9 protein-coding genes are annotated in these 12,072 nt (G+C 43.1%); 6 read left to right on the top strand and 3 right to left on the bottom strand.

Translation table 11 applies throughout. The features are described 5' to 3' along the window. The first annotated feature begins 68 nt into the window (after positions 1-68). Together pgi and CKW03_RS18980 are read left to right on the top strand one after the other, a co-directional pair. The gene (gene pgi / locus CKW03_RS18985) at positions 69-1,718 is read left to right on the top strand and encodes a glucose-6-phosphate isomerase (RefSeq protein WP_093099535.1); all 1,650 of its coding nucleotides are present in this window, start codon (positions 69-71) and stop codon (positions 1,716-1,718) included. Between the two features lie 260 nt (positions 1,719-1,978). After that, positions 1,979-3,580 carry a M20/M25/M40 family metallo-hydrolase gene (locus CKW03_RS18980; protein WP_197700957.1) on the top strand — a complete coding sequence of 534 codons (1,602 nt, stop codon included), beginning with the start codon at positions 1,979-1,981 and terminating at the stop codon, positions 3,578-3,580. Between the two features lie 620 nt (positions 3,581-4,200). On the opposite strand, the gene CKW03_RS18975 is transcribed toward CKW03_RS18980, so the two are convergent. The 3 genes from CKW03_RS18975 to CKW03_RS18965 form a co-directional block, all read right to left on the bottom strand. Beyond that, positions 4,201-4,452 carry a hypothetical protein gene (locus tag CKW03_RS18975; RefSeq protein WP_093099533.1) on the bottom strand — a complete coding sequence of 84 codons (252 nt, stop codon included), beginning with the start codon at positions 4,450-4,452 and terminating at the stop codon, positions 4,201-4,203. A gap of 88 nt (positions 4,453-4,540) precedes the next feature. Beyond that, a complete protein-coding gene (locus CKW03_RS18970) occupies positions 4,541-6,685 on the bottom strand; it encodes a carboxy terminal-processing peptidase (protein WP_093099532.1) in 2,145 nt (714 codons plus the stop codon). Between the two features lie 182 nt (positions 6,686-6,867). Next, complete coding sequence (locus CKW03_RS18965) at positions 6,868-7,959, bottom strand: tetratricopeptide repeat protein (protein ID WP_139185499.1); 1,092 nt, start codon at positions 7,957-7,959, stop codon at positions 6,868-6,870. Positions 7,960-8,177: 218 nt separating this feature from the next. Here CKW03_RS18965 and CKW03_RS18960 point away from each other — a divergent pair, with 218 nt between their 5' ends. The 4 genes from CKW03_RS18960 to CKW03_RS18945 all read left to right on the top strand — a co-directional run bounded on the left by CKW03_RS18960 (position 8,178) and on the right by CKW03_RS18945 (position 11,901). Then, the gene (locus CKW03_RS18960; RefSeq protein ID WP_093099528.1) at positions 8,178-9,458 is read left to right on the top strand and encodes a replication-associated recombination protein A; all 1,281 of its coding nucleotides are present in this window, start codon (positions 8,178-8,180) and stop codon (positions 9,456-9,458) included. A 25-nt stretch (positions 9,459-9,483) separates the two neighbouring features. After that, entirely contained in the window at positions 9,484-10,008 is a 525-nt protein-coding gene (locus CKW03_RS18955; protein ID WP_093099527.1) for an exonuclease domain-containing protein, read from the top strand. Next, positions 10,008-11,000 carry a mannose-1-phosphate guanylyltransferase gene (locus CKW03_RS18950; protein ID WP_236736536.1) on the top strand — a complete coding sequence of 331 codons (993 nt, stop codon included), beginning with the start codon at positions 10,008-10,010 and terminating at the stop codon, positions 10,998-11,000. The genes CKW03_RS18955 and CKW03_RS18950 overlap by 1 nt, the downstream gene beginning before the upstream one ends. Positions 11,001-11,115: 115 nt before the next feature. Next, entirely contained in the window at positions 11,116-11,901 is a 786-nt protein-coding gene (locus tag CKW03_RS18945) for a tyrosine-protein phosphatase (RefSeq protein ID WP_093099524.1), read from the top strand. The last annotated feature ends 171 nt before the right edge of the window (positions 11,902-12,072 follow it).

Below are 12,072 nucleotides of genomic sequence, written 5' to 3'. Positions count from 1 at the left end.
ACAAAGATAAAATAAAATTGAGGATAGAATAGGCTGTATTCCTTATATTTGAACAAAAGTAAAGATATATGTTACCAAAAATTGATTTTACAACGACCCAAGCCTTCAAATATTTAGCCGATCATTTCATAACCATAAACGAATCCAGCATTAAGGATCTTTTTGCTAAAGATCCTGAACGTTTCGATAAGTTTTCCATCTATTTGGGCGACATCCTGTTGGATTATTCTAAAAACCGCATAAATGAGGAAACCATGGCATTGTTGATCCAATTGGCGCGCGAGTGCAAATTGAAAGATGCAATCGAAGCCATGTTCAACGGCGAGAAAATTAATGAAACCGAAAAACGTGCGGTATTGCATACGGCATTGAGAAATAGATCCGGCAAGCCTGTCCTTACTGAAGGAAAGGATGTAATGCCTGATATCCAAGCTGTCTTGGAAAGGATGAAAGACTTTTCCGGACGTGTTATTTCAGGAGACTGGAAAGGATTTTCGGGAAAAGGGATCACGGATGTGGTGAACATAGGAATCGGTGGTTCTGATCTTGGACCAGTGATGGTCACAGAGGGACTTAAAGCATATAAGACTAGATTGAACATGCATTTTGTTTCGAATGTAGATGCAACCCAGATTGCTGAGACCCTAAAAGAACTAGATCCTGAAACGACTTTATTCCTGATTGCATCAAAGACCTTTACTACCCAGGAGACAATGGCCAATGCAAATTCTGCCAAAGAATGGTTCTTGAAGGCAGGTGCAAAAGAGGCCGATGTTGCCAAGCACTTCGCAGCCTTGAGTACCAACGAGTCTGGCGTATCAGCATTTGGTATTGATACCAAGAATATGTTCGAATTCTGGGATTGGGTAGGCGGTAGATACTCTTTATGGTCCGCTATTGGACTATCGATCTGTTTAGCGATAGGTTTTGAAAAGTTCGAGGAACTTTTGACAGGAGCATACGAAGCCGATGAGCATTTCAGGAATGCGGAATTTGAAGAGAACATCCCGGTCATCATGGCTCTATTGGGCATATGGTACAATAACTTCTTCGAAGCTGAAAGCAGTGCCATCCTTCCATACGACCAATATTTACATCGATTTGCAGCTTATTTCCAACAGGGAGATATGGAAAGCAATGGGAAATATATCGATCGCAACGGCAAGCGAGTTGATTATGAAACCGGACCTATCATTTGGGGAGAGCCGGGTACCAATGGTCAGCATGCTTTTTATCAATTGATCCATCAGGGAACCAAGCTGATCCCTTGTGATTTCATTGCACCCGCTATTTCCCATAATCCACGGGGTAATCACCACCAAATGTTGCTTTCCAACTTTTTTGCACAGACCGAGGCCCTGATGAATGGAAAATCAGAGGATGAGGTAGTCGCTGAACTGGAAAAAGCAGGTAAATCCGAAGCGGAAATCAAGGAATTGACCCCTTTCAAAATCTTTGAAGGAAATCGTCCTACCAATTCATTCTTGATCAGAGAGATCACGCCTAAGACTTTAGGGGCCTTGATCGCACTTTATGAACATAAGATCTTTGTGCAGGGGATTATCTGGAATATCTTTAGTTTCGATCAATGGGGTGTGGAGCTTGGAAAGCAATTGGCAAACCAGATCCTGCCTGAGTTAGAGGGAGATGGAGCCGTTGAAACGCATGACTCCTCGACCAATGGACTGATCAATCAATACAAAGACTGGAGATCATAATCTAAGGGCAGGAACCCCTAAAGCCTCTAAAATATTTTTTTAATTAATACATGGAATTTTGATGGCCTGGGCAAATCCCAGGCTTTTTTTTGTGTTCGACAGGCTTGGCAAATCATCATAAAAATGGAAAAACCTGCATAACTCAACCGGGGCGAGCAAAGAAAAACTCCCTTTACCAGACTTATTGGTCTTATCTTTTTTTGCTTTTGGCAAATTTTGCCGACCTTAGGGTTTACCTAATTAATAACTAAACATTTACTATGAAATTCAAACAACAGACCATTTGCCGTTTCAGGAAATTAGCCTTTTTATTACTTTCAACAGGGATTGCATATACTCCAACCCAAGCACAGCGCATGGGACCCAATACCCCAAGATCCGTTGACCCAATAGTTGAGCAGATCGTAAATGAGGCAACAAATAATTCAGAACTAGAAACATTAGCTTTTGAACTGCTGGATGTCGTGGGGCCGAGATTAGTTGGTACCCCTCAAATGACCCATGCCAATGAATGGGCATTGAAAACCTTTCAACGCTGGGGGATCTCAGCAAAAAACCAGCAATTTGGTGAATGGCATGGATGGGAGCGCGGAATCTCGCATATCGATATGACCCATCCCAGGCAGAAAACGTTAGCTGGAACCCAATTAGCATGGAGCCCTACCACCAATGGTAAAGCCATTGAAGCGGAGGTCATTGCCTTTCCAGATATCAAAGATTCACTCGCCTTCAGGGCCTGGTTGCCTAAGGTAAAGGGGAAATACGTAATGGTTTCAATGCCACAACCAACCGGTAGGCCTGATGCCAACTGGAAAGAATACGCAACGCCTGAATCTTATGCAAAAATGAAGAGGCAAAGAGATTCTATCGGTTCCGTTTGGAATGAACGCATCAAGGCAACAGGATTAGCTCCCAACTCAATTCCTTCAGTTCTCGAGGATGCTGGAGCGGTAGGTGTACTGAGCAGCTATTGGTCGGCAGAATTTGGTGCAAATAAGATTTTCGGAGCTAGGACCCATAAAGCGCCTTCATTGGATATCTCCCTGGAGGACTACGGTATCCTATACCGTTTGGCTGAAAAAGGCTACGCACCAAAGATTAAAGTAGAGACTTCATCTAAACATTTAGGAAATGTTCCATCTTTCAATACCATCGCAGAGATCAAGGGGTCTCAGTTCCCTGATGAATATGTTATCCTGTCTGCACACCTGGATTCGTGGGAGGGTGGCTCTGGTGCAACAGATAACGGTACCGGAACAATTGCGATGATGGAAGTCGCTCGTGTTTTGAAAAAAGTCCTTCCTAACCCTAAACGTACGATCTTGGTAGGATTATGGGGAAGTGAGGAGCAAGGGTTAAATGGATCTCGTTCATTTGTCCTGGACAACCCTGAGGTAATCGAGAAAACTCAGGCAGTCTTCAACCTAGATAACGGTACAGGTCGTGTAGCCAATATCAATGGTTCAGGCTTTGTACATGCCTATGACTTTATGGGACGGTGGTTAGATGCCGTTCCCAGTCATATTACAAAAGATATCAATACACAATTCCCAGGGTCCCCAGGTGGCGGTGGTTCGGACCATGCCTCATTTGTAGCTGCGGGTGTACCAGGTTTTATGCTTAGCTCTTTGTCGTGGGGGTATTTCAGCAACACCTGGCATACCAACCTAGATACATACGATAAAATAGTCTTTGACGACCTGATTTCCAATGTGATCCTGACTGCAGTATTGACCTATAAAGCTTCGGAAGAACCTGCTCTGGTGAACAGAGAAAAAAGGGTTTTGCCAGCCGACGCAAGTGGAAGACCTGGAACTTGGCCAGCTATTCGCCAACCAAGGAGAACAGGGGTGGGGTATTAGGAGATAGACATGAGGCATGAGAACCGTTTGGCGTTAATCCACCTTATTTGGGACAGGATTGGAGGATAGAACAAGATTGTTATCCAGCTAGAAAGGGATACAGTTTTATAGTCACGGATCGCATTCGTCCACCGGATGCAGGTATATATGTCCTATCGGATTAGGTTACTGAAAAATTGGTTTAGCGCAGGCGATTCCATTTTTCAGTATCCTTTTTTATTGAATTACTCGCCGTCCCCATTAGCAGAATAGCACATTCGGGTTCTCCCAATCCGAACGGTAAATGAAGGATCTGTAAGGTTCTCCCCCCAGGACCCTGTCTCGATAATCGAAGATTATGCAACTGTGCGCCAATTCATGTTTTATTGGGTTTTGAAGGGTCTTAATACTTTGTTTTTCTCATTAATCATTTCATTTTTCTATATAAGGTCGGGCACAAACTTTTAGAGTTGAGGTATTGCAAACGTCCATCCTTTCAAAGAAAGTTCTATAGCCGCAGGCTCTTTTTCAGGTTGCATAAAAATGGAAAGGATGACGTTGACCTGTGCGATGGGATTGGCCTTGGAAGATATTCCTCACAGCAAGGTATTCCTTTGAAGTGCGCTGGGCAGTGCGAAGAGCTACCTTAAATGGGCCAAAGCGTTTACTGATCCGAGTTGTTTTTGGCGTCCGTGTGCTCCTTCGCCGGTTTGGTTATCTAAGGCATCAAAAGTAACGCAGAAGATATATTTTGCTTTTTTTTTGTAATTCATGCCATCGCTTCTATTGAGTTCACCGGAGGCCGGTTTTTTAAATTTGGTCCATTGCTCAACGGTGACACGAAAATCTTCCTGATCACAATTAAATAAGGACAAGTGACCATTTATATCCATTTAAAACAAAGCAGGCTGGACATTCAATGACCAGCCTGCTTCTTTTTTTATTTTTACCTAGACCAGGGTGTAATGGCCAATGTCTACCTTATTTCTTAAGCCTAATATAATCAGTCAGCACATTTGCACTTTCATCAAGCACAAAGTCGTAATCCAATTTTGGCTGCGGTTGACCTTCTTTCCAAAGTGGTTCACCTAAGAAAGAAAGCTGTTTGTTGATACGCTCTCGTTGCTTCAATCTGCTTTTTTCCCTTTCAGTTTTAAGTTTTTCCTCATTCAAGGAAATTGCAGGCATGGACTCATTTTTGCTGAATTCTGCAATGTCTTCCAGTAAGAACGAATATGCAGGTGATTTTTGCATACGTTTCTTATGGATGTCTTCCAATTGCTTACTGATTTCGGTCAAAGAACCGATTTTCGAGAATTTGGTTGGTTTGATCTGATCCCAGGGCAATGCGGAAGGCTCAGAACTTTCTCCAAATTTCTCAGCTGAATATTGTGTAGGGAATACTACGTCTGGGTCGACACCTTTATGTTGTGTGCTACTACCCGTAACACGGTAGAATTTACCCATCGTAATATTGATCTGCCCAAATTCTGGAGCACCGTTCGGGGTGTCCGGATCAGATTCGCCCGATGCCTTGATCAAAAGCTTGTTGGTGGCACTGATGAAACGGGACATATCCACCGCATTTTGGACTGTGCCTTTTCCGTAGCTCGTAGAACCAAGGATAATTCCCCTTCCGTAATCTTGGATCGCACCAGCGAAAATTTCAGAAGCAGATGCAGAGAACCTGTTGATTATCACACCAAATGGACCCTCCCATGCCAATCCCGTTTCTTGGTCGCTGTCTACCTGGACACGGTTCCGAGAATCTCTCACCTGAACTACGGGACCCTGGTCAATAAAAAGGCCGGTCAATTCAATAGCCTCTTGCAACGAACCGCCTCCATTATTTCTTAAATCCATCAATACAGCATCCACACCGTCCTGTTTCAGGCTATCCAATAACAACCTTACATCTCTTGTGGTGCTCTTATAGTCTTTATCTCCACGGCGGACCGCTTCAAAATCGATATAGAATTTAGGGAGGTTGATCACGCCGATTTTGTAGTTTTTGCCGTCCTCACCTTTAATGGTTCTTATTTCACGTTTTGCTGATTCCTCGGCAAGAATGATCTTCTCACGGGTAAGTTTTACGATTTTCGGTGCAGCGGATAATTCAGCTCCAGCAGGTAGGATTTTCAAACGAACCACAGTTCCTTTTTTCCCCTTGATCTTTGCTACAGCAGCATCCAGTCTCCAACCGATGATGTCTTCAAACTCACCATCATTGCCTTGCGCAACAGCTACGATGCGATCATTGATATGAAGTGACTTATCTTTGAATGCAGGGCCTCCAGCAATGATCTGCTTGATGGTCACCATTTCATTCTCCATTTGAAGTTGTGCTCCAATACCCTCTAATGTATTCGACATGCTCTCATTGAAAGCTTGTGCGAATGATGGATTGTAATAGGTGGTATGAGGGTCAACAGCGTCTGTCAATGCCGTCATGATCATTTGGAAAGCATCGTTGGAATTTGTTTTCTTAGCTTGGGAGATCAAGTTATTGTATCTGTTGCGTAGAGTTTCCTTGTTCTTTTCTCCATCCACCTTTGCAGAGTCTCCTGCAGTCAGTCTCAGGTTCAGAAGATCATATTTAACACGCTTTCTCCACTGGTCCTTCAATTCGGCCTCTGAAGTAAACCAATCTTGTTTCTCGCGGAAGTTGGTATAAGTTTCGTCTTTTGTGAAGTCATGTTTTGCATCGATTTGCTCCAAGGCAAAGTTCATGCACTGCAGATATCTGTTAGTGTATTTATTGAAGATATAGAATGCACTGGACAGGTCGCCAGCCCTGAAGTCTTGGCTGATGCTGTTCTTGAATTGTTGGAATTCGTCAATATCAGATTTCAACATGTAATTCTTCCCCTGGTCGATTCCTTCCAACAGGTTATTGAAAACAATATTGGAAAGGGAATCGCCCATGGGGACTTTCTTATAGCTGAAATTCTCCAATAAATTGGCTACTTCTTTCGCAATGATTTCATGTTGCGTTGTAGGCTTTAGTTCTAAGCCGTCCTGATCCAGGTTGACCCTTGGTTTTGCTCCACAGGCTACAACCGATATTAACGCAAGACAGAAAAGGAGATGTTTAAACATATATGTATAGTTCTTGAATTTGTTCATTAATTGTTCTTTCAGGGAATAACTCTATTCAAATAGTAAGAGGGTATTTTTATTAGCGCTCAATTTAGTTAAAAATTAACTCAATGTTAGGATGACAACGTAAAATATTCATTTCAATTGTCATTGCCGAGACCTTTTAAGTTTAATTAACTTTTTCTAGCATTCCTGTGGATGAATGGATATTAAAACAGCTCGTTTCTTAATCTCCAGTAACTTGAAAGCTCCTGTTCGGCGTCTTCAAAGTTGCCCATCATCAAGTATATGTCCCCCAATTTATCTGCAATGGCCAACTGTAGGACCTTGTTGTTTTCTACGTCTGCCAATGTTTTTGCCTTTTCAAATTCCAATTGGGCAACTTTATAGTTCTGCTGTATGTATTTGGAAAAAGCCAACATGTATTCGATCTCTGGCAATTCATTGTCGATTTTTCTTAATGTCGCTAGATCTTTTGCTTGGATCAAAAACCACTGCGCTTCGGTATGCTTGTTCTGCAACTGATAGATCTTTGCCAGATTAATCAGAGCATATACTTTGCCAAATTGGTTTTTGGTCCTGTTGTACAATGGAAATGCACGGCGGATAATGGTGTTTTCAGCAGCAAAATATTTCTTTTCATATGCTTGCACCAAGGCAATGCGGACCAAGGTATTGGCTTGGTCTACCATTTCCTTTTTCTGCACTGCAGATTGCAGGAATGTTTCCTGCATTGAAGCAGCGTCCGATAGGTTGCCATTGAATAGGTAGGCATTTGCAAGATTGTGCTCAAGCACGAATTTTTCGCCGGATCCTGAAGTTCTTGCTGCATTCAGTCCCCTTATCAATAGGTCGATAGCTCTATTGATGTCTCCTTGTTTAAGTAGTTCAAAAGCATATTCATTGGCCATTCCTGCTGCCAGAGGTAAATTCCTGTTATTTTCAAATTTCGTGATCAGGCTATTCCATTCCCCTTCAGTTGAAGGGTAGGGCTTGATGCTTTGTTTTAAATAGGCCGCATTTGAAGTTGGCCTATAATCTTCAATAATGGACTGGTATTCCAATTGACGGGCAATGGAGTCAAAAAAGCCTTTTTTCTCTTTATAGGAGTCCACCAATTCCTCTTCTTTTGTCCGAGGAGCAGGAAGAACATATACTTTCGGGCCAATTCCAGCAAATGTACTGTCATATTTTGTAACAAAACCCGAAGGGTCCAATGGTTTATCAGTGGTCTGGGCCTTTACGCTTACTGCCAACAGAATTAAGCCAAGAGTTAAGCTAACACGCACTTTATCAATCATTCTCAAATTCATTTTTTTCAAAAGTATTAAATAATCTGAAATATAAGATAAATGCAGCTGTTGGGAAAGGTAGAATAATTATTAAATAATGTTAAAATTTTTCGTTTAGCTGGAATTACCGGAGTTTAGCGAGTAAAAGATAGACGGAATGCCACATTCGTATTACCAATGCATATTTACATTGGCTTTGCTATGAAAAATCAATAGCTTTGTGGATTATGGCTACCAGAGTACCATTGGCTGAACGGATGCGTCCCAGAAACCTTGCTGAATATGTCGGTCAAAAACATATTATAGGCGAGGGGGCCGTGCTATGGAACGCCATAGAGCAAAAGTCCATTCCTTCCATGATCTTCTGGGGACCTCCGGGGGTCGGTAAAACAACATTGGCTTTATTGGTCGCTAAATCCTTGGATAGGCCCTTCTATAGCCTCAGTGCCATACAGTCCGGAGTAAAGGATGTGCGCGAAGTGATTGAAAAGGCTGAACAGATGCGCCAGTTCAACCAGGAACAGCCCATCCTTTTCATCGATGAGATCCACCGATTTTCCAAGTCACAGCAAGACTCGCTGCTTGGGGCCGTGGAAAGGGGAACGGTGACCTTGATCGGCGCTACCACTGAAAACCCGTCATTTGAGGTTATATCCGCTCTTTTGTCGCGGTGCCAGGTGTATGTATTACAGGAGTTGACCAAGGAAGACCTGGTCCAGATCGTTGATTTGGCCCTGAACCAAGATGAATTCTTAAAGGAAGAGAATATTTCCATCAAGGAATATGATGCCTTGCTGCAACTCTCAGGCGGGGATGCTAGAAAACTGTTGAACATCTTGGAATTGGTTTCCCAAGCGGCATCGCATGGTAAACAGGAAATAACAAATGAATTTGTTGCAAAGCATGTTCAACAGAACAGAGTGCGCTATGATAAGTCGGGAGAGCAGCATTACGATATCATTTCGGCATTCATTAAATCGATCCGTGGGAGCGACCCAAATGCTGCGGTATATTGGCTGGCCAGAATGATTGAAGGGGGAGAAGACCCTAAGTTTATTGCCAGGAGGCTTTTGATCTTGGCGTCGGAAGACGTGGGGAATGCGAACCCGAATGCCCTGCTGCTTGCAAATAACTGTTTCCAGGCCGTAAACGTGATCGGATGGCCGGAATCTAGGATAATTTTATCGCAAACAGTTATCTATTTGGCCTGTTCTTCAAAAAGCAATGCTTCCTACGAAGCCATCAATAAAGCTCAGGCTATCGTGCGCAAATCTGGGGATCTGTCGGTTCCACTTCACCTGAGGAATGCGCCGACCAAACTGATGAAAGATCTGAATTACGGAACAGAGTACATGTATGCCCATGCCTATAGCGGAAATTTTGTTGACCAGGAATACATGCCGGAGGGCCTGCATGACCAGAAAATGTACGAGCCGGGAAAAAATCCCGCTGAGGAGAAACTAAGGATTGCACTTCGAGATAAATGGAAAGGTAAATATGGATATTGAGTTTAATTTTTTTACTTTTATATAAATGTCTAAAACATTTACAACTATAGACTTTGAGCTCGCAACGGCAAAATACAATAGTGTTTGTGCTGTTGGTATAGTGGACGTTGTTGACGGCAAGATCGTAAATGAATTTTACAGTTTGGTCCAGCCCCCACAGAACAGGTATATGTGGCAAACGTCCAGGGTCCACGGTATTAAACCAAAGCATACAGCTGAGGCTCCGACCTTTATTGATCTATTTCCAAGCATTAAGGATTTATTGGTTTCCAAGCATATGGTGGCGCATGATGAATTATTAGATCGTTCAGTGCTCAAGGAGACCATGAATTTTTATAACCTTCCATTCCAAGAGCTTGGCCTGGAGCCTGTTTGGGAGTGTACCAGCAAGATCTATCGATCATTGGGATTTGCACGGACAAAGTTGAGCATATGTTGTGAATTGATGGGCGTGGAACTGAAGCACCATGATGCACTGTCCGATGCTAGGGCCACCGCCGAACTGTACCTAAAAGTGGACGATGCAATTGAAATGAAAAAATTAGGTTAATGATGGGCAAAATAATCAATGTAATATTATCTGGTGGTGTAGGCTCAAGGTTATGGCCGCTGTCCAGAAAGTCGAAGCCAAAACAATACCTGCCGATTTTTGGAGGAAAGACCTTGTTTGAATTGACCATCGCTAGGAATCAAGAGATTGCGTCCAAGGTGGTCCTGGTAGGGTCGGCATCCAACAAAACAATCGCCGAGCCATATTTGAAAGGTTATGACCATGATATCATTGCAGAGGCGGCCCCTAGGAACACCGCAGCTGCAATTGCATTTGCTGCCTTTCATGCAGATCCAGATGATATATTGATCGTTACGCCTTCGGATCACCTGATCGAGGGATTGAAGAACTACCGAGAGGCCATCAACCAGGGCATTATGTATGCCCAAGAAGGATTTATCGCAACCTTTGGAATTGTTCCAACTAGACCTGAGACTGGTTATGGGTATATTGAGCACGAAGGCAATTCCGTACTTTCTTTCCGAGAGAAACCCAACGAGGATACCGCAATGGATTTTCTAAAGAAAGGTAACTTCTTGTGGAATTCTGGGATTTTCTGTTTCAAGGCTGGCGTATATTTAGAAGAGTTGATGCGATTTGAACCCAAACTATACAATGCTGCCGAGGTGGCATTTGAATACGCCGAAGGCCTGGCCCTTGATGAAGCGCATTCCAAACTGATCCCTTCCAAGAGTATCGACTATGCGGTAATGGAGCGGAGTGACCTGATCAAGGTCGTGCCGGCGAGATTTGAGTGGTCCGATATGGGGGCATTCGATTCTTTATTTGAGTATTTTAAGAGCAAGGGACATCCAGTAGACGAGAATGGCAATATTGTTGTAGGAACTAATAAACACACGGTCTTTGTTGGTTTAACTGATTGTATGTTAGTGAGTACTGAGGATGCGGTCCTGGTTTTGGATAGAAACAGGGCGCAGGAGGTGAAGCAGGTTTATGAACAGTTGGAAAAGGACAATCCTGCGTTAATTTAAGGTGTTTTGTAGCAAATGGGTTTTATTGAACGTTTTCATTAAACCTTATCGAGAAACAGGATGTCTAATATATAATTAGGGACCTATTACCAAACAACTAATATTTTTAGAAACTATGGGATTTTGGAGTAATTTATTTGGGGGCAAGAAAAATGACGGAAAGTCTTACGCTAATAGATTGGCATGGGTAGGCTGGGACATACACAACCATATCCTTCCAGGGATCGATGACGGTAGCCCCAGCGTTGAGGATTCTTTGATCCTGATCAAAGGACTGAAGGAGTTGGGTATACATAACAGCGTTTCGACACCGCACGTTATGGCCGGGGTGCACAACAACACACCGCAGACCATCAAATCTGCTCATGCAGAGTTAAACGACCATTTAAAGGCAAATTCGCTGGATTTTAAACTTAACTTCAGCGCCGAGTACATGATCGATGACCAGATTCAGGAATGGATCCAGGCAGATAATCTGTGTCTGATCGCTGATAAGTACATGCTGGTAGAAATGTCCTACCTCTCAGAGTCCAAGGCCCTGTTCAGTGTTATCAAGGACATCCAGGATCGGGGATACCAGCCCATCCTTGCTCATCCCGAGCGCTACAATTATTTCCACAATAATTTCAAGATATTCGAAGAGATCAAACAAGCGGGTTGCCAACTGCAGTTGAACCTCCTTTCCATAAGCAAGTACTACGGAGAGAACGTGAAGACCTGTGCTCTGACGCTGATCCGTGCTGGGATGTATGATTTTGTAGGTACAGATATGCACCATACGCGGCACTTGGAGGCACTCAAGACGGTGGTTACCAAATATGACATCCAAGAGTTATTGAGGGGAAATCCAATCAAAAATTCAAAACTTTTCGAATCCAAAAGTGAAAAGAAAACAGCCTGACTGATTATCCAGAGGAGTTCACGGTCAAGGAGATAAATCACTTTGCCAACCCTGCCCTGATCCTGATATTCGATCCCCAGAAGCTTTGGGCGTTCTTTATCTCAGGTTAACTTATTTTGAAAATAGGTTAAGCAATGCAGCGATCGGTCTATGATTCCTTAGAGGTCGAAC

It is taken from the genome of Sphingobacterium mizutaii, assembly GCF_900187125.1.
Taxonomy (GTDB): domain Bacteria; phylum Bacteroidota; class Bacteroidia; order Sphingobacteriales; family Sphingobacteriaceae; genus Sphingobacterium; species Sphingobacterium mizutaii.
This window is presented reverse-complemented; position numbering and strand designations above follow the sequence as displayed.

Coding starts and splice junctions, on each gene's coding strand:
- CKW03_RS18955 (WP_093099527.1), top strand. CDS start 9,484: ATGTCTAAAACATTTACAACTATAGACTTTGAGCTCGCAACGGCAAAA.
- CKW03_RS18975 (WP_093099533.1), bottom strand. CDS start 4,452: ATGGATATAAATGGTCACTTGTCCTTATTTAATTGTGATCAGGAAGAT.
- CKW03_RS18980 (WP_197700957.1), top strand. CDS start 1,979: ATGAAATTCAAACAACAGACCATTTGCCGTTTCAGGAAATTAGCCTTT.
- pgi (WP_093099535.1), top strand. CDS start 69: ATGTTACCAAAAATTGATTTTACAACGACCCAAGCCTTCAAATATTTA.
- CKW03_RS18970 (WP_093099532.1), bottom strand. CDS start 6,685: ATGAACAAATTCAAGAACTATACATATATGTTTAAACATCTCCTTTTC.
- CKW03_RS18965 (WP_139185499.1), bottom strand. CDS start 7,959: ATGATTGATAAAGTGCGTGTTAGCTTAACTCTTGGCTTAATTCTGTTG.
- CKW03_RS18950 (WP_236736536.1), top strand. CDS start 10,008: ATGATGGGCAAAATAATCAATGTAATATTATCTGGTGGTGTAGGCTCA.
- CKW03_RS18945 (WP_093099524.1), top strand. CDS start 11,116: ATGGGATTTTGGAGTAATTTATTTGGGGGCAAGAAAAATGACGGAAAG.
- CKW03_RS18960 (WP_093099528.1), top strand. CDS start 8,178: ATGGCTACCAGAGTACCATTGGCTGAACGGATGCGTCCCAGAAACCTT.